Here is a 26,466-nt window from a genome sequence, read left to right as displayed (position 1 = left end):
AAGCAATATGCTTCGACTTTTTTAAATGCTTTTATGAAGTAATTTCTTCAGTAAAGGAAATAGCACATCGGGAAGTTCTTCGATGTTTGGTACTAGAATACTATATTTCCCGTACATATTTTGAATGGTTTTCTTTTGTCCTTCATCAATTTCCCCGTTGGATAAAAAGACGTTGATGACTTCAATTCCGTGCTTGCGTGCTTCTAATACCGCTTCGTGCGTATCTACAATACCATTTTGTTCATATCCCATAGCGGCTGGTTCACCGTCTGAAAACACAAGTAAAAACTTCTGCTGTTCAAAACGCTGAAGCAAGCGGCGTGTCATATGGCGAATGGCAAATCCATCACGGTTGTCTTCTTCAGGCTCAAGCTGCATAATTTCAGGACCGCTTTTACGCTTTAACGATGCTTGAAAGTCCATAACCGTCTGCAGGTAGTTAGGCTGGCTCGTTTCGGTGGCATCATTTGTATCTTCCCAAAACCCTACAATTTGATGAGGCACCATAACGGATTTTAATGCTTCATGAAATAGCGTAATTCCAAGCTTCGTTTCATCCATTTTATCGTACATCGACGCAGAACAGTCAACTAAAAGAGAAAAGACGGCATCAATTTGCGCAGAATTTTCGTCTTTTTTATAAAACAGACGAGGATTGTCATCTGTCCATAGTTTTAGAAGCTTTTTATTTAATCGGCCAAAGTGCAGCTCGCTTCTAGGCAGCGTTTTTTTGTGTTCAAGCGTTTTTTCAATCATTTGCTTTAATTTCTTTTGATACGATGCAATGATTTTTTTATTCTCGTCATACTGAACAACGTGATCATCGTTCGGAAGTTTAGAATCTACAAAAACAGCATAGGCATGCTTATTTTCTTTGCCATACTCATAATCCGCTTCTCCGTCTTTTTCTGGGTGCGTTTGCTCCATGGCTTCCATTTGAGAATAATCGTTGCGCGATGTCTTTTGAGAAGACCCTTGCACCATGCCCATTGCTTGATCTCCATCGTCGCCTTCACGAACACCATCGCCTAGCATGTCTGTTTTTGAGCCTTGATCCATATCAAACTGTAGAAAACTTTGCGTCGCTTCGCTTGTCTCTCGATGCCACATTTCCATTTTCTCTTCGTGAATGTCTTCATCTCCGTCTTTTTCATGCTCTAAAATATCATCGTTCACTAATGAATCTTTGCGTTTTAAATCTTCAAATGTTAACCCTTTTTCTAACTGATCATACTGAAGTTCAGCCAAGAAGAAATAAGTATTAAGCATATCTTTTTCAATAATATCATCAAAAACATCTACGAGTTCAAGGCAGATGCGCGATACGTCTTTTGTTGTTTTCGCTTCATATACATTTGTTAGCTGTCTGCGAATAAAAGGCATCGCTAAGTTAATCGATTCACTCATTGAAGGAATTTCTTCAAACGGATTTTCAGCCGTCAATAGCAAGTAGATGCCGTTAAAAAGTGCATCCGTGTACACGCTTTTTGTTAGATTTGCGCTCATTTGTGTAGCAAAATATTTTCTATAGAGCTGTCTTCTGACGGCGAAGGCTTTTTTCGTTCCAGGACGTCCGCGTTTGCATACTTCTTCTAAACGAATATCTTCAAACAGCATAAACAGCTGCTTAGCTAAGCTAGGTACCGAGGTTTTATTTATTTTCTTTAAATATGCATTAATTTCTTTGAAGTTTGAATGCCTATAGCTTCCAATACTTCTTAAAAACACATCACTTTTTAAGCCATACACTTTGTCTTCTTCTGGACGGTTATCCCAAAAGTGACTGAGATAAATAATGCCGTGTACAGGATCATAATAAGAAGAAACGCGATACTCTACTTCAATTTCATCATTTTTTGTTAATGTTTTCGTTAAATCTGCCAGCTCCATATAGAGAAAGGAATCTACATTTTTGTCGTTAAATTTAATAAATCGCATAGCGCCACTCCTTACTCAAATAATGTTTCAGCAATATTTTGAATGGCGGCTTTTTCCCTTTCATCTTCTAGCTTTTCAATAATACCGCGTTTAATCGCGCGAAGAGGCGGCATATAAAGAGCTAAATCACACGTATCGATAAGCGCACGAATAGACGCAGCTTCTTCTGATACATGGCCGCTTTGAACTTGAGTAATTAAATCTGCAGAGAGCGTGACAAATTTATCAATTAATTTTTCGTCTTTTAACTGAGACTGAGACATTAGAACTTGCTTTAAGCTGCTCCCTTGAATATATGGCACTTCAATGACAACAAAACGATTTTTTAACGCTTCGTTTAATGGGACAGTACCAACATACCCCTCATTAATAGCCGCTACTACGCCGAATGTTTGCTGACCGCGCACCACATCTCCAGTGAATGGGTTTGTAATCATTTTCCGGTAGTCAAGTACCCCATTTAAAATAGGAAGCGTTTCAGGTTTCGCCATGTTAATTTCATCAATATATAATAAATGGCCTTTTTTCATTGCCTGAATAACAGGTCCTTCTACAAACTCGATACCTGTTTTCCCTTCTTGTTCAGAAATTGTTTTAAAGCCAAGCAGCGCTTCTGCATCTAAATCAACCGAGCAGTTAACGCTATGCATCGGCTGAGAAAATAAATGGGACAGCGTTTCGGCAAGCTTTGTTTTACCTGAGCCTGTTGGCCCTTTTAAAAGTACGTTTTTCCCTAGTGACAAGGCAATAATGGCATCTTCTAAAATATCTGCTTCTTCTGCTGTATAGCCGCCTTTTCCGATTAATAGCTGATCAGCATCGGACAAGTTTTCATATTTACGATTCGCTAAAAGCGAAAGAACCTCTTTTGGTAATGATAATTGTGATAATTGAATTGACATAACAAAAAATCCTTTCTTTCTGCATACTTTCTATAGTTTACTAAAAAACATTCTTCTTCTCAAAGAATTGCTTTACCTATGCGTTTCTCTAAGGTTTCCGATAGAAAAATTGCCGTCTTTAGACATATATTCAGTAAAAAAAAGTAGGTTATTCACCTACTTTTTTACGATTTTATAGTTTTTATGATTAACGACTGTTTTCATGGATTCGCCCGTTTCAGCATCTTTCCCAAAATCTACGATAACCGAATTGTCTCGCACTACCATAACAATTCCTTTAAATCCTTTATAGTCGCCTTTTTTAGGCTGAATCGTATCGCCAACTTTAGCTGCTTTGACTTTAGGTGCTTGTTCTTCTGTACCTTGTGTATTTTCTACGTCCATCATGACCCCACCTTTTCCAATTTACCGTGTTTTTTATAAGTGAAAACACAATTTAATTTACTTTTTGTTGAAAATACTTAGTTTATTTTCCCACAAACATCCATGGTTAAACACCATGTGTTTGTCCTTTTTCATTTTGCAAACAAACGCTGTATTTTTTACTATGTATGTAGCTGTTTTTTGTAAGAGCACATCCTTGTTCTATCATAACATTTTCTGTTTCCTTCGAACACCAATTACCCTTTAGTTTTTTAAAAAAATGACAAATTACACGGAATTATGTCGAATTTCATATGATTTTCTTTTTAGTATGATAAGCTATATATCGTATTTTAAGCATCTTTTATCTATTACATACGATTTTTGATAAAAAAACCGAAACTTTTATCCACAAATTGCGTTGATTAAATGAAAGGGGGAGAAAATGGCACAACAGCATAACTTTGAACACATTTATAAACAGCACATGCATGATTTGCTGCGCTATCTTCTCTCTCTTACTCGCAGAAAAGAATCAGCGGAAGATTTAATGCAGGAGACCTTTTACCGGGCACTTTTACACTTAGAAACGTATAAAGGCGAGGAAGTGAAGCCTTGGCTGTTCAAAATTGCTTATCACGCCTTTATTGACTGGTATCGAAAAGAAAAAAAACGCCCTGCTGTCGAAATAGAAGAATGGCACTTTACTCCTCAGCCAAGTGCTGAAGAACAAGTGATGATTCAAAGTGAAATCGACGGCTGGCTTTCTGATGTATCTGCTTTGCCTCCGGCTAAGCAGAATATTGTACTGTTACGAGATTATCATGGCTTCACATATGAAGAGATTGCAGAAATGACTGGCTTTACTCTGTCAAAAGTGAAAATGGACTTGTATCGTAGTCGTCAACAATTGAAAAAAAGAAAGGAAGAGGACGGATGAGCTGTCAAGATATGAAGCATCAATGGGAAAAATATAAAAACGGCACTTTGACAGACAAAGAAGCAGAAGCACTTGAACAACATACGGAAAATTGTGAAGCATGCTCAGCTCATTTGGAGCACTTGCTAACCGAAGATGAACCGTTACCGCCAACTTCATCAGCTACTTCACTAAGTGACGATACGATGTTGGATAATAAAAAAGTCAAAAAGTCCATTTATATCGCCAAATGGAAGCAGCGCCTTTCAAATGTGACAACTGTCATTGGCTCTGTCGTTCTGCTATGGATAATCGGCAGCTTTTTATCTATTGTATATTATCATCAATCAAAAACCGAATACATAAACAGCGTGAATCAAGCGGCTATCGAATCTGCTTTTCCGAACGTTCATATACGTGAAACCACTTCTGATACACAGTCCTTTTTCCGAATGCAGTCGCAAATGGAAGCTTATAAGCAAATTGGACGTGAAGAGCAGGCCATTGGGACGTTTACATTTCATCAGCTGTTTGATAAAACGAGCGGTGTAGAAAAAGAATTTTCCGGAGGCAAATACGATCTTAACCTTTCTTTTGTCTATCCTGATCCAAAAAAATTAAAGCTACATGCAAAAGAGTATAAGGAATGGACGAGCGAAACATGGAATGCATTAGAAAACCTACCAAAAGGGACGGTAAGCGAAGTGGCTATTTCTTTTGATAATACGTACTCACTAAAAGAAGTTCAGCAAAAAATGAATGCCATCGACAGCCGTGATTTTTCTACCTCTTGGTACGCGCTTAATACAGGGAACGAACAAAAAACAAGCACAAAAGATGAGCCATTAATTGACTTAACATCAACATTTGGCTTTCCAGAGTTTTTAGACTTGCCTTACGAGCACAAAGGAAATCAAACGCACTCTACTAGCAAGTCGAACATTTTAAATATGATGAAACTATTAGCCGATAATGAAGAAACGGTCCAAAAAGTTCGTCAGCTAGACCATTCCGATTTGTTGCTAAAGCAGCGATATTCTTATGTAAAGAAACATGGAGTCGGTGTGTACGGCGTTGTGATTACAGGACCTACCAAAAAGCTTCTGAAATTAAAAAATGATCCGTCGATCACCTACGCGTCACTTGGAGATGTAGAGCTATGGAATTGGTTCAACCGCCCTTCATCCGGCACGTTAATGAATCAGTAACAAGCACTTGAAAACAAGTGCTTGTTTTTATTTCTTCGTTAATTCTTCAAACCTTTTTACCGCTTCGCTTTTATCAAATGAACTAAACCATCGATAGTCTTGGTCATCTAAAATGCGGTAGTGCTGACTAATCATATTTTGCTGCAGACGAAAAGAGCCTTCTTTTTGAATTTCTTTCCACCATACTCTTCCTCCGAGCGTTTTATCTTTTGGAGAAGATATGCCGTCATGAGCAATGATTTCTACTACTTCTAAAGGAACGTCTCCTAAAACCGATTGAAGGATTTCACTGTCACCAAACAAACTGCATACTGCAACAGTGGTCGTCCACCCTGCTTCCGTGCGCCCTTTTTCAATTTGAACCAATGTTTTTTTGGAAATACCAATGACTTCAGCCATTCTGTCTTGTGAATAGTTTCTTTCTAAACGAATCAATCGTATTTTATCCGATACTGATTTAATCACTTCTTGTTTATTCATTTTCACAGCCCTTTCTTTCTATACACGCACATGTCTTTAGTGTAATATTACACCTAATTAAAGAAGAGTTTCAAGCGTTTCCCTTTATCACAAAGCGGGGAAATATACTGAAATGGTTTTTGTATACTAAAACAATTAAAAGGAGTTGAGAATATGTATATCATTGTATGGGCTATGCTTGTACTATACGCCTTGCTGCTAGCTCCGGGAGCAAGCGCCGCTGATGATTTGCTGTTTAAAAAACTTATCACAGGAAATTTTCAACAGGTAGATCCGCTCGTGGTTATGGTATTCTCTTTTTTAGGACTTTTCCCAATATTGTTTATGGTAATGATCTGTAAAAAAGATACGTACAAACTGCCTGGATGGCCATTTTCTCTTCTATCATTTGGGCTTGGAGCTTTTTCTCTTTTGTTCTATTATCATTGGAGAGGACAAAAAGTTCGAACACGTTCGCGTATTCCTTCACGTTTCATTGCTATCATTTCTTCTCGTCTATGGATTGGACTATGCTTAGCACTCACGATTGCAGGTTACGTATACGGACTATCCATAGGTTCAATAAAAGCTTATGGAGATGCTTTTATGCAGTCACAGCTTGTTAGCGTGATGACCGCTGATTTTTTTGTTTTAACGTGGCTTTCTTACTCCGTTATGACAAAAGAAAGGATAGCATCCCGACCTTCCCTTCTCTTATGTTTCATTCCAGTTGCGGGTTCTTTTCTTATTTTGTTACTGCATAACCGCCAAGATATTAGAGAAGAAAAACTTTAAATAAAAGTCTTGCGTTCCATTCATTATTCCGTTATAATCATTTCTTGTACGATGAAAGTTGATTAATTAGAAAACATTTATATATCGGCATTTTATTTACATTTGTTATACATACCTGCGCTGTGCGTATACTCATGTTGTCTTAAACCTTTGAGTGTTAAAAGGGAGCTCAAAATTTAGCTGCAGATAGCACGCCCTTCTTGGGACGCTAAACCCGGCTATGAGGGCACCCACCTAGTAGATCTGGGTATTTAAGACACTTAGGGTTACGGCAGTGCGGGCTTATTTTTTAGTTAGCTGTAGCTAGCTTTTTTTATTTTTTAATTTATTAGTTTACATAATTATTTTATTGTTAACTTATATTTTTTTTAGACATGTATGTTTTATTTATCTTCGATTGAGGAACATAAAAAGTAATAAAGGAGATGGATAAAATGAATGAACAAAAAATTGCTAAAAAAGTAAATGAAGTATTAGAAGGAAATCGTGTAGGAACATTAGCCACAGTTGTAAACAACAAACCCCACTCTCGCTATATGACATTTTTCAGCGATGAAGATGGTATCGCTCTTTACACACCAACAAATATCAATACACATAAGGCAGAAGAAATCGAAGCCAATCCGAACGTGCACGTACTATTAGGCTACAGCGGCGAAGGATATGGTGATCAATACTTAGAATTATCTGGGACAGCTGTTCTTCGTACTGGTGATCAATTAAAAGGACGTATATGGAACAATCACATGAAAGAATGGTTTGACGGTCCAAATGACCCTGAGTATGTTGTTCTGGAAATTACGCCAAACGAAATTCGCTTTATGAATGAAGGCGAAGAAACTCCTCAAACTGTTCAGCTATAATAAAAAAAGCGCACACTGTGCGCTTTTTTTATTTTCCTACCGCTTCTTTCAATTGAGCTGCTTTTTCTTTTGGAGACGCTGCTAAGCTAATCGCGGTAATAATAGAAACGCCATCTGCACCTGCTTCTACTACTTGTTTGGCATTTTCAGGCGTGATGCCACCGATTCCTACAATTGGAAAGTCAATATTCTGGTTTCGCACTTCTTCAATTAATTTTGTACCTTGCACTGCTTTTGCGTCTTTTTTTGTAGAAGTAGGAAAAACAGGTCCCATTCCTACATAATCCGCCCCGTCTTTTATCGCTTGCTGCAGCTCTTGTATATTATGAACAGAGACGCCCACAATTCCTTTTCCTATTTTTTCTCGAACAATATGAGCTTTTTCATCTTCTTGTCCAATATGAACGCCATCTGCTTGTAAACGGATCGCTAAGTCAAGATCATCATTCACAACAAAAGGAACGTTGTGCTGCTGACAAATTTGCTGAAGTTCCTTCGCCAGCTGATATTTCGCTTCTCCTGTTAGGGCACCTTCGCCTTTTTCACGGAATTGAAACACGGTAACGCCGCCTTGAATTGCTTCTTTCAACACTTCTTTCGGATCTTTTGTACAGTTAGTGCTGCCCATTATAAAATAAACTGGCAGCAGCTTTTTGATTTCTTCGTTTGTCATTTTCCGGCTCCTTTTAACGTTGATGTACTCTTGCATATGATTCAATATCCTGCCCAGATAAAAGATGAAGCTGATTTAACAGCTCAATTTGAAAGCTCCCCGGCCCTTCTTCACCTTTTTTCGCTGCGGCGATTTCACCTGCCACTCCGTAAAAACTTAAAGCAGCAACGCTTGCCTCGACATATTCTTTTTCTACAGCGGCGAAAGCTCCTATAATTGATGTTAGCAGACATCCAGTACCCGTCACTTTCGTAAATAACGGGTGACCGTTGTCTACTGTATACGTTGTGTTTCCATCCGTGATTACATCTTGTTTACCCGTAATAACAATCACTGTACCTAATTTGTTCGCTGCTTTCTCAGCAAGTTCAATGACGTCTCCTTGTCCTTCTAATGAATCAACGCCTTTAATGAGCCATGACTCGCCTACTACATTCGCAACTTCAGCAGCGTTACCACGAATAACTGCAATATTTAATTCTTCTACAAGCTGACGTGCTACTTCTGTACGAAACGGTGTTGCTCCGGCTCCTACAGGATCGAAAATAACCGGCACGCCATTTTCATTTGCTGATTTTCCTGCTATTCTCATCGCTTCTACTTCTTGAGCCGTCAGTGTACCCATATTTAAGACAAGCGCTCCGGCGATTCGTGCCATGTCAGCCACTTCTTCCTTCGCATAAGCCATAACAGGTGAAGCTCCTAGTGCAAGCAGTCCATTTGCAGTAAAATTGGTTACCACGACATTCGTAATATTATGAACAAGTGGACTTGTATCTCTTACTTTTTCTAATTGAGCTGAAATTTTACTAATATCCATATTCTCTCACTCTTTTCATTTAGTTTTAACACTGCAAAAAAAAGACAAAAAAGCACCTTGCATGCGCAAAGTGCTTTGGTATGTACTCACATTCCCTGCGCTGGCATTATCCAACAGGTTCAAATGGTCAACAGGCGCCCCTGTACTCTCAGCCTGCCCCGCGCAAGCTCCCATACTATTCTTGTTACGTTTAAAGTTTACTATTAACCTTTTTTATTTGCAACCATTTCACTGTTTTGCCGATAAAATAAAGCTTCGCTATAGGCTGAGTGGTGTTGTAAATCTTACAGCTTTACTAAAAGCATCATTGAAAGACCTCCAGTAAGCTACTGGAGGTCTTTTATCCCCTAAAAATTCTATCATTTTTTCCTTCTCGTTATTTCTCTTGAATCGCTTGATTTCTCACAGCTGTTTTTCGGTCCTTCCCTGCTCTTAAAGATAAAAGAAAACAAAGCAGCAGTACAAGTGCAGCTGATACGTACGGGTAATTAATGTTTATATCAAAGAGAAAGCCTGCTACAACGGGTCCAATAATATTCCCAAGACTTGTATAAGCAGAATTTAGTCCGGCTACGTACCCTTGGTCGTCTTGTGCCATCATCGACATTTGCGTGCTGATTGCCGGACGTAAAATATCTGTTGCTAAAAAGACGATAAATGTTACAACAATAATAAGCCAGTACGTGTGCACAAATAGCGTAAGTAAAATAAAAAGTCCCGTCATCATCAAGCAAAACGAAATCACTCTTTTTTCACCGAACTTATTTAAAATCCATCCAAAAATCGTAACCTGCACAACAGCCCCTGCAATAGAGCCAAACGTAATAACAAACGCAATATCTTTTGGCGTAAAGCTAAATTTATGATCAACAAATAGTGAAAAAATTGTTTCATAATTGGATAATCCAAACGATGTCACAAAAACGATAATTAAACTTAAAAAATAAGGTTCTTTATAAGAATTCATAAGCTGCAGTAGCAGCCGATCTTCTTTTGGATTCTCATTGTTTGAAACAGCAGGATTTTGTACAGGACGAGACTCTGGCAAAACAAGAAGCGTAATCACTGCAGCCAAGCCTCCTGCTACTGCGGCCATATAAAATGGCACGCGCATGCCGTATTCAGCTAAAAAGCCTCCGATACCGGGCCCAATAATAAATCCTGTTGTAATCGCCGCCGTCACATAGCCCATTCCTTTAGCACGTTCTTTAGCAGACGTCACGTCCGCTGTATAGGCCATAACAGCAGGCATAATGAGCGCGGCCCCGACCCCGCCTAACATTCTCGATACAAATAATAAAAGAGGCGTACTCACTGAACCAAAGAACCATTCAGACAAGGCAAAAACAATCATTCCCGCTACAATAATTTTCTTTCTCCCTAACGAATCTGATAACCGCCCTGCTAAAGGTGAAAACAGAAATTGAGTTAGTGAAAACACCGCTACTAAAAGCCCCATCACGCTTCCGTTGATATGAAGCTCTGTCATATATGTTGGCATAATTGGAATAACGAGACCAATTCCTGTAAAAATAATAAAAATATTTAGCATGAGCAGCAAAATCGCCGCTCGATTTCTTAACAATAATGACATATAAACCTCCTGATTAAAAAATACTGAACGTTCGGTCTATAAAAATACAAAATAATGAGGGATTACTCATTACCTCAATAAGCATCCCCGATTATTTAAGAAGACCTTGGTATGATTCCGTTTAAAAATACATCGATTGCTGAATGGTAAAGCTGCAGGGCATTTTCCGTGTTCGTTTTTCGAGACATGCGGCTCATTCCAACAAACAGCCCTTCTAAAATCACTGCAAGCTGCTCTGCATTTTTATGAGAAAACTCACCTTCATCGATGCCTTTTTGCAAAAGTTCACGGTTAAAATCCACGTGCCGTTTCACCATTTCATCAATTCGCTCTTCGATATCGCTGCCCTTTTCCTCATTGTTAAAAAACTCATCGGCGGCTTTCGTAAGAGGATGATTTAAATCATCTAAAATGATTTGCTCCGCAATTCCAAAAAGCTTATCTCTTGTTGTTTTGTAAAGAGACTCTCTTTCTTTCCAGTTTCGTTCCCACTCGAGATCCCATTCATCTATTAAATAGAGAAAAAGCCCTTCTTTACTTTTAAAGTGATAATAAATATTCCCTTTACTGCTTCCCGTAGCTTCTACAATTTCCTCAATAGATGTAGCTTTATAGCCTTTTTGAGAAAACAATGCTTTAGCGGCATCTGCCACTTTTCTTTTGGTTTGTTCACTTTGAAGCTTTTTTTTATTCAAGCTATTTCCACCGCCCCGCACATTTATTATTTATACTGAACATTCGTTTTGTATTATCTGACACCTATACTACATAGGAAAATCCTTTTTGTCTAGTGAGAAAACCTAGTTTATACCTTTTATATGAATTATGACAAAACAAAAAACAAAGAGGTTGAGACATAGCTAAATCAAGCGCTAGAAGCCACTACATATATGAAAGCTGCGTTCACCATCACCATAAAAAATCCGAACGAGCTGGATTCTTTATCAAGAATTTTGATTCATCGTTCGGATCTTCTTTGACTAAAATACTTTTGTTCCAGCCTCTTTTAATCAATCATTCAATTTCTTTGTCATAAATACACTGTATGGATCTTCTTTATAGGTAGAAAATGGTTCACACTCGTAAAATCCAAAACTGGCGTATAGCTTTCTAGCCGGTTCAAAAGCGGGTGCGGATCCTGTTTCTAAGCTTAAGCGTCGGTACCCTCGTTTTTTTGCTTCATTTATTATGTACTGCAGCAGCTCTTTAGCAATTCCTTTTCGCAAATGAGCCGTGGCCGTTCGCATCGATTTAATTTCTCCGTGATGCTCATCTAGCTCTTTTATAGCCCCGCACCCTGCTAGCTGGCTGTCTTCCCACACGCTCCAAAACGTAATATCACGGTGTTTTAAGCTTTCAATATTTAGAGCATGAATACTTTCAGGAGGTGAATGTAAGTTCATTCCTTGAAGGTGAGAACTTACTAGTTCAATAACTTCATTGTTTGTTAATTGGTCTCTTTTTATTTTAATCATCTTCTCTTCCTTCCTGCTACTAAAGGGTGGTCAACCACAAACCGACTTATGAATAAATTCACTGTCAACCTTTAAAAATCCTTTTATACACTCCCTTCTTTTTCTCAGTTATTAAAACCGACTTTGCCAAGCAGATGTTTCATACATTGTTAAACGGAGGTGAAATTCATTGAAGAAGGTTTTATTTTGTCTTGTCCCTCTTTTGTTTTTATTATCCGCCTGCTTTAGTGATCCTGTTCAAGATGATTTAATCGACTATAACAATCAAGATTTAAAAAAAGCTGCTCAGCTTGAAAAAGAAGCGATTGACGCATACGATTCTGTTACAGGCGCTAACTACACAAGTGACGCGGTGATGTATGATACGATGACGAGTGAAGTCATTCCTACCTATCGTAAATTTGTTGATGAACTGGAAAACATCGATGTAGAAACCGACGATCTTCGAAAGGTTCATGAAGGCTATATAAAGGCTGCAAATACCCAGTATAATGCTTTCATTAAAATTGTCAGCGCTTTAGAAAAGCAGGACCGCAACCTTATTGCTGAGGCAAACGCTATGCTTGATGAAGCACGAAAAGGCATACGCGATTACAATGCAGCTATTAAAAAGCTGGCTAAAGAACATGATGTAAAAATTGAAGAACCAAAAACACAGCGAGAAAACAGCCTATAATTTTGATACAAAAAGAAGGTCTCTAAAAATAGTAAGAGACCTTCTTTCGTATGCCGTTTCAATTTCTACACGTTCGTTCGATAAATGAAGAAGAGTATTAGGAAATATTGCTTAACGATGCATAGTAAGAGGCAATAATTTCTTCATCGGAATGCGGAATTTCGTTTCCTTTTACAAGCTGAGCGCCGTTAATACAGCCGCTTGTAAGTAAAATAATATCATTCGGCTTTCCTAAAGAAAGCGACTTTAATACCCCTTCTGTTCGAGTAGGGGCGCAGTGAATATTACTTGCGCTTGGATTTGAAAAACCTGTCATCACTTGATCTACAATTACGTTCGGATCATGATGACCTGGATGATCAACCGTTACGATAATTTCATCGGCTTTTCCTTCAATGGCACGCGCCATTTTAGGCATTTTATTAAAATCTCGAATGCCGATTCCTGCAATCATGACAATTAGCTGGTTATACTCCATCTTTTTTACTTCTTCTACTAAACGCGTAAGGGCAACAGGCGTATGGGCATAGTCTAAAATCACTTTTTGGTTATTAGGACCTTCTATCACTTGAAAACGCCCTTCTGGACTTTCCAATTGAGGAAGCACACTAATAATATCCTCAATGTGGTATTCAAAGTGAAGAGCTGTACCAATGGCGGCTAGCACGTTAGCAATGTTGTAATCGCCATATACAGGCACTGCTACTTTGTATGACTGTCCTTTATACAGTAAATCAAAGAAAGAGCCCCCTTCTTTGACAGTAATGTTTTTTGCTTGCAGAGTTGCCTCCGCATTATTTAATAAGCTATACGTGACTTTAGGTCCTTCAAATAGCCTGCTTAAGTCTTTACCCATGTCCTGATCATCTATATTAATAACAGCATGTTTTGCCTGCTGAAATAATTTCATCTTGCATTTTTTATAGTGCTCAAACGTTTTATGATACTCTAAGTGCTCTTCTGAAAGATTTGTGTGAATGGCTACATCAAAATAAATATTTTCTACTCGCTGCTGATCAATCGCAATTGAAGATACTTCCATCACCGCCGCTTCATCGCCTTTTGTATACAAATCATAAAAAATTTTATGCAAGTCTACCGATTCAGGTGTTGTAGGCGTACTTTTTTTATAAACTAACTTCTTCTTTGATGACCAAATGCCGGTCGTGCCAATCGATCCTGTCGGCAATTTTAAAAGGGTTAAAAGCGACCTTACGTAAGCTGCCACGGTTGTTTTACCATTTGTACCTGTAACGCCAATTGTCTCAATTTTTTCATCCGTATAATCAAAATACATTTTAGAAAAAGAAGCCATTACTTTGCGAACGTCGTCAACAGCTAAAAACGTACAGTGAGAATACTGAATGCTCAAAAGACGCAGCTCCTCAATGCTTGTCCCAAAGACTGCTACGGCTCCTCTAGCTATAGCTTCTTTAATATATTGATGTCCATCTTCATTTTCACCTTTTATACTAAAAAATACTGATCCGTCGTGAACCTGCTTTGAATGATATGTTAGACGGTTGATCGTTTGAGATGCAGGCCCAAAAATATGTTTAATTGATAAGTTCATTAATGTATCAAAGTGGATGTTCATAGCTATTCCTCACAGTGTATAAATTTTATTTTTAATATGTTCTAAAATCCCTTAAATACTCTTTGAAAGATATTTTTTCTTTATTTCCATTTATAAAGAACTTTCTACAATTCAATCTTTTTATTTTGCTTTCATGTGTAGAACGAAAATAAAGAAAAGACGGATCACTATTTTTTAAAACTAAAAGTATGTAAAATATGGATGAACTGTGTATATCATACTAGAAGCAAAAGCGAAGTATTGTAGTAAAATATTCCCCCTATACGTGCAAAACGAAACCATTCTTTAAAATAAAATAATTTCATAGAGTAAGTTGAATCATGATAAATACTTGAACGTGGGGTAAGAAAGATTACTGTATTAATCAGTGCCTTCCTTTGCAAAATCACAAAGAAAACATCATAATAAAAGATGCGCATAACAGCGTGAATGACTCTGTTTTGAAAGGATGGACTACAGCAAATGACGCGTTCTCTTTTAGCGATTGAACCACTTCCTCTTTTATTTTATCAACAGCCTACACTTGAATTAGCTCAGTCGCTGTTAGGATGTCTTCTTGTTCACGAAACGGCAGAAGGAACTGCATCTGGTTTTATTGTAGAAACTGAGGCTTATAAAGGGCCTTTCGACCGAGCAGCTCATAGCTTTAATAATCGGCGCACAAAAAGAACGGAGGTAATGTTCGGTCCTCCTGGTCATGCCTATACGCATACAATGCATACACATTGTTTACTCAATGTTGTAAGCAACGACATCGATTGTCCAGAAGGCGTCCTCATTCGAGCTATTGAGCCATTTAGTGGAAAAAATTTGATGAAAAATAGACGTCGAGGGATGGAAAATGAAATAAATTGGACAAACGGTCCTGGGAAACTAACAAAAGCACTAGGGGTTTCAATGGATTTGTACGGTCATGATTTAACCAGCCCTCCTCTTTATATTGCTCGTGGCTTCACTCCTTCAGAGATTTCCGCCGGACCTCGCGTTGGCATTGATAATTCTGGTGAAGCGAAGGATTACCCTTGGCGCTTTTGGGTTACCAATCACCCGTTTGTATCGAAATTCAGGTGAACAAAAGGCGAATTGATTTATTAACGAAAATAAAAGAAGCACCTCTTTTTAGAGATGCTTCTTTTTGCTTACGCCCACCACATTTGTGAGGGAGTTTCTTCAATTAATACACTTTGTAAGTTTGTAACCGCGCGTTTAAATCCTTCTTCAATCGACATGATTGGATCTTCATGCTCAATGCTGACTACATAATCGTATCCGTATGTGCGAAGTGCACTCATCATATCAGACCACTCTTTTACATCATGTCCACATCCTACGGATCTAAACGTCCATGCACGCGTTTGGACTTCTCCGTATGGCTGCATATCCGTCAGGCCGTACATGTTAATATTATCCTGGTCCAAGTACGTATCCTTTGCATGGAAATGATGAATGGCATTTTCTTTTGCTAAAATTTTAATAGCTCCTACCGGATCAATTCCTTGCCACCATAAATGACTTGGATCAAGGTTAGCGCCAATCGCTGGACTTGTTTTTTCTCGAAGCTTTAGCAGCGTATACGGAGTATGAACTAAAAATCCACCGTGAAGTTCTAAACCAATTTTTACATTATGCTCCTCCGCTAGTTCTCCAATTTCTTTCCAATAAGGAACAAGCTTATTTTCCCACTGCCAATTCAATACGTCTCCATACTCGTTAGGCCAAGGAGTAACAGGCCAGTTTGGGTACTTCGCTTCTTCGTGATCTCCTGCTGTTCCAGAGAAGCAGTTAACCACTGGAACACCTACTAGTGATGCTAGTTGGATGGTCTTGCGAAGCGTTTCGTCAGATTCTTTTGCAAAACTTGCCTCAGGCGAAATAGGATTGCCGTGGCAGCTAAATGCACTGATTGTAAGTCCGCGGTCTTTTATCTGCTTCATATAGGCTTCTCTTTTTTGTTCATCTTCAAGCAGCTCATCTAACGGACAATGACTGTTTCCCGGATAGCCCCCCGTTCCGATTTCAATAGCATGAAGACCTGCTGCTTTTACTTTATCTAACATCTTTTCAAAAGAAAGATCCGCAAATAAGACCGTGAATACTCCAAGTTTCATTTTAATTTCCCCCTGTGCGATATATTTCGTCAATAATAGCTGAGACTTGAAGCGCTTCTTGTGGCTTTACCACTAATTCAGCATTTCCTTTACACGCTTCAACGAAATTTTTAGCCTGACTTAGGCTGTAATCATCTTCTCCATCTATCCAAGGTGACGTACTGTTCATGAGCATACCGTTTTTAGACGTGTATAGTTCAAACGGAAACACGCTTAAACCGCCCTCTACCCCTGATATGCTTACGTGCTCTTCATCATCTTCGATATTAGCTGCCCAAGAAGTTTCTAAAAGAAGCGACGCTCCATTTTCAAATTTAATATAGGCCGTTACATGATCATCCACGCCGAATGTTTCATGATCAAATGCTCCCCATTGATTTAATTGGTTAGGCGTTTTACTCAGGTCATTATATGTACTTCCCAGTACTTCAGTATGCTTTGGGTTTCCCATCAGCCAAAGCGTTAAATCAAGCAAATGGCAGCCGTAATCAATTAAGCTGCCTCCTCCTTGAAGATCTTTGTTCGTAAATACCCCCCAACCGGGAACCTTTCGGCGACGCATTGCTCTGACACGTGCAACTAATGGGCGCCCTACCTCTGTCATCATTTTTTTCGCAGCCTGTGCTTCTTTCATGAATCGGTAATGATACGCAATCGCTAACTGCTTACCTGATTCTCTAGCAGCAGCAAGCATTTCTTCACCTTGCTCTTTAGACATCGCCATTGGCTTTTCACATAGGACGTGAACGCCTGCTTTTAGCGCTTCTACTGCAAACTCGGCGTGAAATTTATTCGGTGTACAAATACATACAGCATCCACTTCTTTAAACATATCTTTGTAATCAACAAATACGTGAGGGATATTATGCTCATTGGCTACCTCTGTGGCTCTTTCACTGTTAATATCGCTAAGCCCCCAAATCACACATTCATCACCCAGTTGTTTGAATGCCGGGATATGCCTGCTTACAGCAATCCCTCCTGCTCCGATTATGCCAATTCTCACGTTTTTCACCTCTTACACGCGCGTAATTTGTTTCGTTTGACTTGATTTTAAAGCTGCTAAAATAACAGCAAGTGATTTTAATCCTTCTTCACCAGGAACAGGAGATTCTTTATCTTCTGCAACTGCATCTACAAATTGCTCAATGACGTGAGAATTACTTTGTCCGCCTTCATCGTTCGACTGAATTTTTCCTAATTCATAGTTCACCACTTCACCCGTTGCATATTGTGCAACTAATGAATACGTCGGATCGTCCTCCAAACGAAGAATCCCTTTCTCTCCGTAAACAATCGTGGAGTTATCTTCTTTTCCATTGTAAGCCCAGCTTGCCGCAAGCGTCCCGATAATCCCGCTTTCCGTTTTTAATACGCACACAGCATTGTCGTCTACATTTGCAAAGTCTTTTGCATTGCTTTCTACAAATGCACCGACTTCTACAATTTCTTCATTCAATATGTAGCGGAGCATATCGGTTTTATGAACGCCTAAATCCCCCATAGCACCAATAAACGCTTCGTCTTTTTTGAAGAACCAGCTGTCTTTTCCGTCCACGCTCCAACCTTCAGGGCCACCGTGGCCAAAAGCCGTACGGAAACTGTAAATTTTACCGATTTCCCCTTTTTCAATAAGTTCACGAGCTTTTTGATGAGAAGCTACAAAGCGCTGATTATGTCCGATCATTAGTTTTTTACCGTTTGTTTTTGCTGCTTCAATCATTGCTTTCGCTTCTTCTTCTGATGTTGCCATCGGCTTTTCACACAGGACATGAACTCCGCTGTTTAACGCTGCCACCGAAATAGGCGCATGAAGATAATTGGGCGTACATACGCTCACTGCTTCCACTGTACCGCTTGCTAAAAGTTCTTCGTAGTTTGTGTAAGCTTTTACACCGTACTGCTGCGCTACGCTGTTTGCACGTTCTGTGTTTATATCGCAAACTGCTACTAATTCTACTTGTTCATTCATCTTATATTCTGGTAAGTGACGGTGTTGCGCAATGCTTCCGCACCCAATAACGCCAATTTTTACTTTTGCCATCTTTCCTATCCCCTTTGCTTAAGCATTATTAATTAGTTTTTAACAGCGATTGATTCAAGCGGTTGCGCATTGCCGTAAACAGGACGTTTTCTCTCTGCTGGCTTCGCCCATTTAATAGCATTCATAATGACACGCTGAATGTCTTTGTTATGGTATGTTGGATATGTTTCATGTCCAGGTCTGAAATAAAATACTTTTCCGTTTCCGCGTTTGTACGCGCAGCCGCTTCTGAAAATTTCTCCGCCTTCAAACCAGCTCGTGAAAATCAGTTCATCAGGTGCTGGAATATCAAAGTGCTCTCCATACATTTCTTCACGCTCAAGCTCGATAAATTCACCAATACCTTTCACAATCGGATGACTCGGTTCTACTACCCACAAGCGCTCTTTTTCATCTGCTTCACGCCATTTTAAGTCGCAGCTTGTGCCCATTAACGTTTTAAAAATTTTAGAAAAGTGACCTGAGTGTAAGACAATAAGCCCCATACCGTCTAGCACGCGCTGCTTTACTTTCTCAACGATCTCATCTTTCACTTCGTCATGTGCTAAATGACCCCACCATACTAAAACATCCGTTTGATTTAATACTTCTTCAGTCAACCCGTGTTCTACTTCGTCTAATGTTGCGGTATGCGTACGAAACCCTCCTTCTTCTAAAAAAGAAGCGATGGCACCGTGAATGCCTTCAGGGTAAATTTCTCTTACAACCGGATTTTTCTGTTCATGACGATTTTCATTCCATACTGTAACATTAATCATTTTCATATCCCCTTTTTTTGTGAATGCTAACTTATATCCCCTTTTTTCATAAATGCTAAACTTTGGTTAACCGGTTAACTTACTGTGATTCACCCGCGCTTAGCAGTCGAATCTCGAATAATAAGTTCAACCGATAACTTCACATGCTGCAGCGTGCTGAAACGGTGTTCAATTGCTTGAATAACAGACGTCGCGGCGACGACTCCTTTGTTAAATACATCTTGACGAATGGTTGTTAGACTTGGAGATGCATAGCTACTAAACGTTATGTCATCGAACCCTACGATTGAGTAGTCCTGCGGAATTTTTTTCCCCTTTTCTTGCAGTGCTTTCATAATTCCAAGCGCCAGCGTATCAGAGGATGCAAAAACCGCCCGAATATCCTTATGATCTTGCAGCAGCTTGTTCCCTAAATTGTAACCGTTATCAAACGAACTTTCGTTCACTTCAAAAACAAACGTCTTTGATGGTGTAATGCCCGCTTCTTTTAATGCTTTCTCGTAGCCTATATACCTCTTTTTATCCACTGGACTATTGACGAGGTGATGCGCAACAAAGGCAATTTCTTTGTGACCCAAATTCACTAAATGTGTTGTAGCTAGATATCCTCCATACTCATCGTCTACAGAAATATGATGATAATCACGTTCGTACCTTTCGTATGTATCTACTAGCACAATCGGATTCGATAACGCTTTCATTTTCTCATACAATCGATGCGGGAAGGCTCCTAAAAACAGAAGACCATCAATATTTCTCGTTCGAATCCATTTTAAGCAATCAGCTGGGCTACTCGCTCCAGATATGACTAGATCATAACCATGCTTGCGGATTACATATTCAATTCCACTAATCATTTCACTGTAATAATGGTTATCTTTAAATATAGTAGAAAGTGAATCATCTGTAAGCGGGAACATAACGCCAATCATATTTGACTTTTGTTTCGAAAGACTAACGGCGGTTAAATTTGGTTCGTAGTTTAATTCTTTTACCGCTGTTAAAATTCGCTCTTTTGTTTCATCGGATACTTTGTTAATTCCGTTTAAGACGTAAGATACTGAAGCTGCAGACACCCCTGCATGCTTTGCTACATCACGAATCGTTATCTTTTCTCCCATAAAATCTCTCCAGTTAAACGGTTAACTATTTACTCGTTCATTATAATTCACTCCTTTATTATCAGTCAACGTATTTTTCAAATTATCTGTTAACTATTATAATTTCTTCCTAGATTGGTATGTTTTAAGCAGTGACAAGATGTATTGACACCTGTTAATCTTTGAAACGTACATATAAAGTTCGGTGCACAGCACGCACCGATCCGTGATAAAAGGGGCGTTCAAAAGGATTTCAGGAGGTACTTACTTTATGTTTAAGAAACTAGCAATTATTGGAGCACTGGCAGTTCCTATGTTCGGCATAAGTCACGGGGCAAATGCCGCTGAAACAACCCATCGCGTAAAAGCCGGAGAGACTCTTTACAAGATTGGCGCTGAATACGGCGTTACGGTTGAACAGTTAAAAGAAGCAAATCACAAATCTACCGACTCTATTAATGCAAATGAAACATTAACAATCCCTAACTCTATTAGCGAAAGTGATAAAGAATTGTTAGCTCGCCTTGTACAAGCGGAAGCAAAAGGCGAACCTTACGCTGGCAAAGTGGCTGTAGCAACAGTTGTCTTAAACCGCGTGGATAGCGATTCTTTCCCAGACTCTATTCATGATGTGATTTATCAAGGTACACAGTTTACACCTGTACAAAACGGTGAAATTAATAAAGCAGCGGATGCTGAAGCAAAAAAAGCTGTAAATGAAGCACTAGCTTTTAGAGGTCAAGGAAAAGGTTCGTTATTCTTCTTTAATCCAGATAAAACAAGCGACCAATGGCTTCGTCAAAAACAGGTTACGACTACAATCGGAAATCACGTTTTTGCAAAATAAACAAAAAAAGCACTCAGATGAGTGCTTTTTTTTAATATGCAACAAGTAAGCTTAATAGAACAGCTATAATAATAATAGGCAATACGTATTTAACTAGAAAGAACCATGCGTTGAATAATTTAGCACCTTTTGTACTTCCTGAAATAAACTCTTCATACACGGCTTCTTTTTTCATTTTAAATGTCACAAAAATCGCAATGGCTAGACTTCCAAGAGGCAGCATTAAGTTGCTCACAAAAAAGTCAGCTACGTCAAATATACTTCTGCCAAAAAGTGAGACATGTTTTAGTACACCAAACGAAAGTGCTGATGGGATACCTACCACAAACACAAGAATCCCTGATAAAGAAGCGTAGCGAGTTCGTTTTGTCTGATCGTCTTTGGTTAAAGCAGCTACGATAATTTCCAGCAGTGAAAAAGCAGACGTAAGCGTAGCAAATAGAAATAAAATTAAAAACAGTGCTAAAAAGACGGTACCAAACGGCATTTTCTCAAATACTGTTGGCAAGACCACAAACAAAAGTCCAGGTCCTTCAGTTGGCTTTAATCCAAACGAAAAAACGGCTGGAAAAATAGCCAAGCCCGCCAGCAGCGAAACAAACAAGTTCAAAATAGCAATAGTGCCAGCTGAACGCGTCAAGCTTACTTTTTTCCCTAAATAAGAGCTATATGTCACCATGCAGGATAATCCCACGCAAAGCGAGAAAAACGACTGACCGAGCGCATAGAGAACAGATGACCCTGTAATGGCTGAAAAATCCGGTTTTAAAAAGAACTTTACTCCGTCCATTGCTCCGTCTAATGTTAAAGAACGCACCACGATAATGATAAAACAGATAAATAACAGCGGCATCATGTATTTATTAGCACGCTCTATTCCTTTTTGTACGCCTTTTGAAATAACAAACACTGTAATTAATAAAAACAGCGCCTGTGCACCTAATACCACATAAGGTTGGCTAATGACGGCATTGAACAACGGGCCGTACTCTTTTCCGCTTAGCATACCGGTTATGCTCATAATCGTATATAAAATCACCCAGCCGCCAACGACGCTGTAAAAGGAAAGCAAAACGACACAGCTGAGTACTCCGAGCCTGCCAATCCATACCCAAGCGGATTTTGGAGCAATTGCCTTATAAGCACTAATCGCTTCTTTTCCCGTATGTCTTCCAATGATAAATTCTGCCAACAGAAGCGGCAATCCAATAAAAATCGTAAATAAAATAAACAACGCAAAAAATGCTCCACCGCCACTGGTTCCCGTTACGTATGGAAACTTCCATATCGCTCCTAGACCAATTGCTGCCCCAGCAGATGCTAAAATAAAACCGAGGCGTGAAGACCACTGATTTCCTTTACTCATATAATGTTACTCTCTCCTCTTCTAAACTCAAAACTCACCTGATTAGTACTGTACCATAAATGCAGAAGAAAATCATTCCCGTTTTACTTTTTTCTATAAAACGATATCTATATAGAATAGAAAAAATGAAGAAGCAGCTGCTTCTTCATTTTAAGGTTGGTATTTCTATTCAAAATTTATTCTCTGTACGATGATTCATCTCCACGGTAGGCTTCTTGAGTTGAAATTTCTTCAATATGCATATGCCCTTCTCTCTCTAAACGAAGGACCGTACGCTCTGCATCTTCATAACTCTCGCACGTCACTTGTTTATATTCCATATCATCTTTATCTGTGTAAGCGACTAAATATGTTTCCATTTTAACTCCTCCTATATAACCTGTATGTAACGTATGTTGCCTTTTTCGTTTATTTCTAAACATATAGGCTCCAAACATAAAGCCTAGCATACTATAATAGCGGAACTTCAATTTAAAAAAGTTGAATTTTTCATTATACACCGATGCAACATGGAGGTTATACTTATGACATTTATTTTATCATTCGTACCAATTGTTGTTCCTTTTGGTATTTTAATTAGCTTAATTGCTTTTACAGCTGCTTTTTTACAATCAAAAGAGCATCATAAAAAGCTCTAGCTTACAAAAGCTAGAGCTTCTTTTTAAAAGCGTCTATAGCGTTTAATCAGTCCCACAATAATGGCAATTGCTAGTAAAACAACCGAAATGATGACAGTAATGACAATTGGCTGATTTCCACTTTGCTTCACTGCAATGGCAATATAAGCCCAAATAAAAACAAGCGGATAAACAGCGTCTCGGTTTTTTAATGTAAACATAATGCCTAGCACAGCTCCTACCAGCAGCATAATAACCGTCCATGCTAACTCGCTCAGGCCAAGCAAGTGCTGTATTCCATTTGCTTGAAATACAACAAACACATTGACAATAGTCGCAACAGAAATCCATCCAATATAAAGCGAAATCGGCAGACGCATAAACCATGTCGTCATCCGAGAATGCTGAATAATGGAATACACAATCATTAATGTGCCTAAAATAAAGAGCATAACTAAAAGGGATAACTTATAGTAATCGTTTTGGAAAATAAAGATCCACGCACTATTTAACAAACAGTTTAGAAAAAACCAAATGCCGATACGTGCATATATTTCCTTTTGATCTTCTCTTGCAAAAAATTGGCGTATAACCCAAATGGTTAATAACAAATAAATAACGCCCCAGATAGCAAAGGCATAGCCCGCTGGTGTAAACAAGGTAGGAACTTGCGCAGAAGCTTCCCCCGTTGTTTTGCCTCCTATTGGAATGGCATTTGCTAAATAATTCACAAGCAGTGTAATAGCCAAGCCTACTGCATTTAATATAGCATACAAACGAAATTTCGCCATTTTGTTCTCTCCTTTCTTCTATTTATATGGGAATGTTTCGGAGACGAAAACGGCTCTTCCCTTCATTAATACCTCTTCTTCCCTAAAAATATGCATTTTTAAACAAAAATGATTAAAAATAGCTTTAAGAAATTTCCTCTTTAAAAAATAAAAACGGTTAGCGCACATTTTCCTATAACTCTTTCTATTTTTCAGAATATATGGTAAGTTAAACATAGATTAATAGGAAGTCCACTAGGGGTGCCCACCGGCTGAGACAAGTTTTCTTGATCCCTTTGAACCTGATCTGGCTCATACCAGCGTAGGAAAGTGGCAATGTTCAGTTTTTTTACTGTCCTTTGCCACTCCGTTTATAAACGGAGTGTTTTTTATTTCCTTTATGTGCTTGTTTGTGACTTCCTCATATTAAAGGAGGATTTTGATGTCATTTTCATCTCAATTAAGACAAGAAGCAAACTATATTTACGAAGCCATTTTTAACCATCCTTTTATTAAAGGAATTGCTGAAGGAAACGTGCCAAAAGAAGCGCTGATTCACTACGTTTCTCAAGACTACGAATACTTAACAGCATTTGTTCGCATTTACGGCGCTGCTTTAACAAAATGCCGCACGCGTACTGAAATGGAAGCCTTTAATGCCGGCATTTCTACGGTATTACATAGTGAAGTACACCCTCACAATAATTTTTGTGAAGTAGCAGGCGTACGTTATGAAGATCTTCACACTGAGACGCTTTCACCGACGGCTAGCCACTACATTAACCATATGACAAGTGTTGCGCACACAGGTAGCTTAGCGGAAATCATTGCAGTGCTTCTTCCATGCCCATGGACGTACGTTGAAATTGGCCAGCGCATTACAGAACAAGTAAATCCATCTCCTTCTCACCCTTTTTATGAATGGATTCAGTTTTATAATAATGAAGAAATGAATGGCACAACACAATGGTTTTGTAACAAGCTTGATGAACTCGCCGAACAAGCGACTGAAGAAGAACGTAACCGTATGAAAGACCACTTCATCAAAAGCTGTGAACTGGAGTATTTATTTTGGGAAATGGCATATACCCAAGAAAAATGGCCGCTTTCTCAGCTTTCACTTTCAAAATAACGAAAAAGCCTCCTGTCAGGAGGCTTTTTTATTTCAGTAATTTTTTGATCATTTTCAAGCTTTGTTTTTCCGAAGGATAGCGGAATGACAAATCAAACTTGGTTGTTTGAGACAGCATGCTTTTAAAATGAGAAAATGTCCGGAAGCTGTCTTTTCCATGATATTGACCCGTGCCGCTCTCTCCTACTCCGCCAAACGGCAAATATGGCGTAGCGATATGCATAAGCGTATCGTTTATACAGCCTCCTCCAAATGAAAGGCGCTCCGTTATGACGTTTTGCACATCTTCACTTTCTGTAAATAAGTAAAGAGCTAACGGCTTAGCTTTTTCTTGAACTTTATGAATGACTTCGTCTAGTGTTTCATATTCAATCATAGGAAGAATAGGCCCAAAGATTTCTTCTTGCATAACATCTGATGTCCAGCTTACTTCACTTAACAACGTAGGTTCTATTGTTAGCGTGTTTTTATTGTACCCGCCTCCAACTATAGCATTTCCGTCTTTTAAAAACTCAACTAGCCGAGTAAAATGGCGCTCACTGACAATACGGCCGTAGCGGTCGCTTTCAAGCGGATTGTTACCGTAAAATTGAGAAATTGCTTTGCGAAGTTTTTCTACAAGCTGCGCTTTTACCTTTTTATGCACAAGCAAATAATCAGGAGCAACGCACGTTTGGCCTGCATTCATCCCTTTCCCAAACATAATTCGCTTCGCTGCAAGATCTAGGTTTGCGTCTTCATGTACAATGCACGGACTTTTTCCGCCTAGCTCAAGCGTGACGGGAATAAGCTGCTTCCCTGCTTCTTGCATAATAATTTTCCCTACATTTACACTTCCCGTAAAGAAAATATAATCAAGGGGCTGTTTTAAAAGCAGACTTGTCGTATCTACAGCCCCTTCAACCACCGTCACAAATGCTGGGTCAAAAGCTTCAGCCAGTAATTCTTGTATAACGCGAGATACGCTAGGCGTTAATTCAGAAGGTTTTATAATTGCCGTGTTTCCAGCCGCAATCGCTCCTACTAAAGGAGACAGTGCTAATTGAAACGGATAGTTCCACGGAGCAATAATTAACGCGACTCCATACGGTTCAGGAACAATTTTCCCTTTAGAGCCCACATGTGTTAAAGCGGTTTTTACTTTTTTAGGCTTCATCCATTTTGCTAGATGTTTAAGCGTAAATCGAATTTCCTCTAGTAAAATCCCAATTTCCGACGTGTAGGCCTCTACTTCAGATTTATTTAAATCTTGTTTTAAAGCATCCATAATTCTCTGCTCGTTTTGTTTGACTGCGTCTCTTAGCTTATTCAGCGCTTGAATACGGCTGTTGATACTCTTTGTCTTTTGCGCATAGAAATACTGCTTTTGTGTAGAGACAATATGTTCAATGACCGTTTCATCTGTGATATAAAATCGCTCGTGGTTCATCACTTTCATCTCC

The 26,466-nt window shown here is 38.9% G+C and carries 27 protein-coding genes, 1 other RNA gene and 2 riboswitches; of the genes, 9 read left to right on the top strand and 19 right to left on the bottom strand.

Annotation, left to right across the window (positions count from 1 at the left end):
• Nucleotides 1-21 precede the first annotated feature (21 nt).
• The 3 genes from MMB68_RS11645 to MMB68_RS11635 form a co-directional block, all read right to left on the bottom strand.
• Nucleotides 22-1,938 (bottom strand): vWA domain-containing protein, encoded by a 1,917-nt coding sequence (locus MMB68_RS11645; RefSeq protein ID WP_277447869.1) that lies wholly within the window; start codon nucleotides 1,936-1,938, stop codon nucleotides 22-24.
• A gap of 11 nt (nucleotides 1,939-1,949) precedes the next feature.
• Nucleotides 1,950-2,840, bottom strand: a complete 891-nt coding sequence (locus MMB68_RS11640) for an ATP-binding protein (RefSeq protein ID WP_221782952.1) — start codon at nucleotides 2,838-2,840, stop codon at nucleotides 1,950-1,952.
• A 156-nt stretch (nucleotides 2,841-2,996) separates the two neighbouring features.
• Nucleotides 2,997-3,227, bottom strand: a complete 231-nt coding sequence (locus tag MMB68_RS11635; protein ID WP_013056869.1) for a YkvS family protein — start codon at nucleotides 3,225-3,227, stop codon at nucleotides 2,997-2,999.
• Between the two features lie 421 nt (nucleotides 3,228-3,648).
• Here MMB68_RS11635 and MMB68_RS11630 point away from each other — a divergent pair, with 421 nt between their 5' ends.
• Together MMB68_RS11630 and MMB68_RS11625 are read left to right on the top strand one after the other, a co-directional pair.
• Nucleotides 3,649-4,143, top strand: coding sequence for an RNA polymerase sigma factor (locus MMB68_RS11630; protein ID WP_221782951.1), 495 nt, complete (start codon nucleotides 3,649-3,651; stop codon nucleotides 4,141-4,143).
• Nucleotides 4,140-5,330, top strand: coding sequence for an anti-sigma factor (locus MMB68_RS11625; protein WP_221782950.1), 1,191 nt, complete (start codon nucleotides 4,140-4,142; stop codon nucleotides 5,328-5,330). Before MMB68_RS11630 ends, MMB68_RS11625 begins: the two co-directional genes overlap by 4 nt.
• Before the next feature lie 27 nt (nucleotides 5,331-5,357).
• Here the strand turns inward: MMB68_RS11625 and MMB68_RS11620 are convergent, their stop codons facing one another.
• Nucleotides 5,358-5,810 carry a helix-turn-helix transcriptional regulator gene (locus MMB68_RS11620; RefSeq protein WP_221782949.1) on the bottom strand — a complete coding sequence of 151 codons (453 nt, stop codon included), beginning with the start codon at nucleotides 5,808-5,810 and terminating at the stop codon, nucleotides 5,358-5,360.
• Nucleotides 5,811-5,963: 153 nt separating this feature from the next.
• Between MMB68_RS11620 and MMB68_RS11615 the strand changes: the two genes are divergently transcribed.
• From MMB68_RS11615 to MMB68_RS11605, 3 genes are all read left to right on the top strand, one after another.
• Entirely contained in the window at nucleotides 5,964-6,584 is a 621-nt protein-coding gene (locus MMB68_RS11615) for a hypothetical protein (RefSeq protein ID WP_277447870.1), read from the top strand.
• A 109-nt stretch (nucleotides 6,585-6,693) separates the two neighbouring features.
• Nucleotides 6,694-6,871: non-coding RNA, 6S RNA (gene ssrS, locus MMB68_RS11610), on the top strand.
• Between the two features lie 147 nt (nucleotides 6,872-7,018).
• Nucleotides 7,019-7,447, top strand: coding sequence for a pyridoxamine 5'-phosphate oxidase family protein (locus MMB68_RS11605; RefSeq protein ID WP_221782945.1), 429 nt, complete (start codon nucleotides 7,019-7,021; stop codon nucleotides 7,445-7,447).
• A 28-nt stretch (nucleotides 7,448-7,475) separates the two neighbouring features.
• Here MMB68_RS11605 and thiE read toward each other — a convergent pair whose 3' ends face one another.
• The 5 genes from thiE to MMB68_RS11580 all read right to left on the bottom strand — a co-directional run bounded on the left by thiE (nucleotide 7,476) and on the right by MMB68_RS11580 (nucleotide 12,009).
• Nucleotides 7,476-8,120 (bottom strand): thiamine phosphate synthase, encoded by a 645-nt coding sequence (thiE, locus tag MMB68_RS11600; RefSeq protein ID WP_221782943.1) that lies wholly within the window; start codon nucleotides 8,118-8,120, stop codon nucleotides 7,476-7,478.
• Nucleotides 8,121-8,133: 13 nt separating this feature from the next.
• Complete coding sequence (gene thiM / locus MMB68_RS11595; protein ID WP_221782941.1) at nucleotides 8,134-8,940, bottom strand: hydroxyethylthiazole kinase; 807 nt, start codon at nucleotides 8,938-8,940, stop codon at nucleotides 8,134-8,136.
• 75 nt (nucleotides 8,941-9,015) lie between these two features.
• A riboswitch (TPP riboswitch) is annotated at nucleotides 9,016-9,124 on the bottom strand.
• A gap of 192 nt (nucleotides 9,125-9,316) precedes the next feature.
• Complete coding sequence (locus MMB68_RS11590) at nucleotides 9,317-10,534, bottom strand: MFS transporter (protein WP_221782940.1); 1,218 nt, start codon at nucleotides 10,532-10,534, stop codon at nucleotides 9,317-9,319.
• A gap of 95 nt (nucleotides 10,535-10,629) precedes the next feature.
• Nucleotides 10,630-11,229, bottom strand: coding sequence for a TetR/AcrR family transcriptional regulator (locus tag MMB68_RS11585; protein WP_221782937.1), 600 nt, complete (start codon nucleotides 11,227-11,229; stop codon nucleotides 10,630-10,632).
• Between the two features lie 315 nt (nucleotides 11,230-11,544).
• Complete coding sequence (locus MMB68_RS11580) at nucleotides 11,545-12,009, bottom strand: GNAT family N-acetyltransferase (protein ID WP_221782935.1); 465 nt, start codon at nucleotides 12,007-12,009, stop codon at nucleotides 11,545-11,547.
• Nucleotides 12,010-12,178: 169 nt separating this feature from the next.
• Between MMB68_RS11580 and MMB68_RS11575 the strand changes: the two genes are divergently transcribed.
• On the top strand, nucleotides 12,179-12,685 hold the full coding sequence (locus tag MMB68_RS11575; protein WP_013082979.1) for a hypothetical protein: 507 nt from the start codon (nucleotides 12,179-12,181) through the stop codon (nucleotides 12,683-12,685).
• 97 nt (nucleotides 12,686-12,782) lie between these two features.
• Here MMB68_RS11575 and MMB68_RS11570 read toward each other — a convergent pair whose 3' ends face one another.
• The gene (locus tag MMB68_RS11570; protein WP_221782934.1) at nucleotides 12,783-14,282 is read right to left on the bottom strand and encodes a UDP-N-acetylmuramoyl-L-alanyl-D-glutamate--2,6-diaminopimelate ligase; all 1,500 of its coding nucleotides are present in this window, start codon (nucleotides 14,280-14,282) and stop codon (nucleotides 12,783-12,785) included.
• A gap of 462 nt (nucleotides 14,283-14,744) precedes the next feature.
• On the opposite strand from MMB68_RS11570, the gene MMB68_RS11565 reads away from it, so the two are divergent.
• Nucleotides 14,745-15,353 carry a DNA-3-methyladenine glycosylase gene (locus MMB68_RS11565; protein ID WP_221782932.1) on the top strand — a complete coding sequence of 203 codons (609 nt, stop codon included), beginning with the start codon at nucleotides 14,745-14,747 and terminating at the stop codon, nucleotides 15,351-15,353.
• A gap of 68 nt (nucleotides 15,354-15,421) precedes the next feature.
• Here MMB68_RS11565 and MMB68_RS11560 read toward each other — a convergent pair whose 3' ends face one another.
• From MMB68_RS11560 to MMB68_RS11540, 5 genes are all read right to left on the bottom strand, one after another.
• Entirely contained in the window at nucleotides 15,422-16,390 is a 969-nt protein-coding gene (locus tag MMB68_RS11560; RefSeq protein ID WP_221782930.1) for a sugar phosphate isomerase/epimerase family protein, read from the bottom strand.
• 1 nt (nucleotide 16,391) lies between these two features.
• A complete protein-coding gene (locus MMB68_RS11555) occupies nucleotides 16,392-17,396 on the bottom strand; it encodes a Gfo/Idh/MocA family protein (RefSeq protein ID WP_033578852.1) in 1,005 nt (334 codons plus the stop codon).
• A gap of 12 nt (nucleotides 17,397-17,408) precedes the next feature.
• Complete coding sequence (locus MMB68_RS11550; RefSeq protein ID WP_016763946.1) at nucleotides 17,409-18,434, bottom strand: Gfo/Idh/MocA family protein; 1,026 nt, start codon at nucleotides 18,432-18,434, stop codon at nucleotides 17,409-17,411.
• Nucleotides 18,435-18,466: 32 nt separating this feature from the next.
• The gene (locus MMB68_RS11545) at nucleotides 18,467-19,192 is read right to left on the bottom strand and encodes a ThuA domain-containing protein (protein WP_277548859.1); all 726 of its coding nucleotides are present in this window, start codon (nucleotides 19,190-19,192) and stop codon (nucleotides 18,467-18,469) included.
• Between the two features lie 89 nt (nucleotides 19,193-19,281).
• Nucleotides 19,282-20,313, bottom strand: coding sequence for a LacI family DNA-binding transcriptional regulator (locus MMB68_RS11540; protein WP_029321510.1), 1,032 nt, complete (start codon nucleotides 20,311-20,313; stop codon nucleotides 19,282-19,284).
• Between the two features lie 250 nt (nucleotides 20,314-20,563).
• Between MMB68_RS11540 and MMB68_RS11535 the strand changes: the two genes are divergently transcribed.
• Nucleotides 20,564-21,139 carry a cell wall hydrolase gene (locus tag MMB68_RS11535; protein ID WP_221782926.1) on the top strand — a complete coding sequence of 192 codons (576 nt, stop codon included), beginning with the start codon at nucleotides 20,564-20,566 and terminating at the stop codon, nucleotides 21,137-21,139.
• Between the two features lie 31 nt (nucleotides 21,140-21,170).
• Here MMB68_RS11535 and MMB68_RS11530 read toward each other — a convergent pair whose 3' ends face one another.
• From MMB68_RS11530 to MMB68_RS11520, 3 genes are all read right to left on the bottom strand, one after another.
• Nucleotides 21,171-22,505: a sodium-dependent transporter gene (locus tag MMB68_RS11530; RefSeq protein ID WP_221782924.1), complete on the bottom strand. Its 1,335-nt coding sequence runs from the start codon at nucleotides 22,503-22,505 to the stop codon at nucleotides 21,171-21,173.
• Between the two features lie 176 nt (nucleotides 22,506-22,681).
• Nucleotides 22,682-22,864 carry a hypothetical protein gene (locus MMB68_RS11525; protein WP_221782922.1) on the bottom strand — a complete coding sequence of 61 codons (183 nt, stop codon included), beginning with the start codon at nucleotides 22,862-22,864 and terminating at the stop codon, nucleotides 22,682-22,684.
• Between the two features lie 302 nt (nucleotides 22,865-23,166).
• Complete coding sequence (locus MMB68_RS11520) at nucleotides 23,167-23,913, bottom strand: TspO/MBR family protein (RefSeq protein ID WP_264409105.1); 747 nt, start codon at nucleotides 23,911-23,913, stop codon at nucleotides 23,167-23,169.
• Nucleotides 23,914-24,139: 226 nt separating this feature from the next.
• A riboswitch (TPP riboswitch) is annotated at nucleotides 24,140-24,238 on the top strand.
• A gap of 96 nt (nucleotides 24,239-24,334) precedes the next feature.
• Here MMB68_RS11520 and tenA point away from each other — a divergent pair.
• Nucleotides 24,335-25,024: a thiaminase II gene (gene tenA, locus MMB68_RS11515; protein ID WP_013056845.1), complete on the top strand. Its 690-nt coding sequence runs from the start codon at nucleotides 24,335-24,337 to the stop codon at nucleotides 25,022-25,024.
• Between the two features lie 28 nt (nucleotides 25,025-25,052).
• On the opposite strand, the gene MMB68_RS11510 is transcribed toward tenA, so the two are convergent.
• Nucleotides 25,053-26,453, bottom strand: a complete 1,401-nt coding sequence (locus tag MMB68_RS11510) for an aldehyde dehydrogenase (RefSeq protein ID WP_221782918.1) — start codon at nucleotides 26,451-26,453, stop codon at nucleotides 25,053-25,055.
• Nucleotides 26,454-26,466: the final 13 nt, after the last annotated feature.

Origin of the sequence: Priestia sp. Y58, assembly GCF_029522095.1 — a bacterium.
In the GTDB taxonomy this organism is placed as follows: domain Bacteria; phylum Bacillota; class Bacilli; order Bacillales; family Bacillaceae_H; genus Priestia; species Priestia megaterium_E.
The sequence above is the reverse complement of the archived record's forward strand: the minus strand, read 5'-3'. Positions and strand labels throughout refer to the sequence as shown.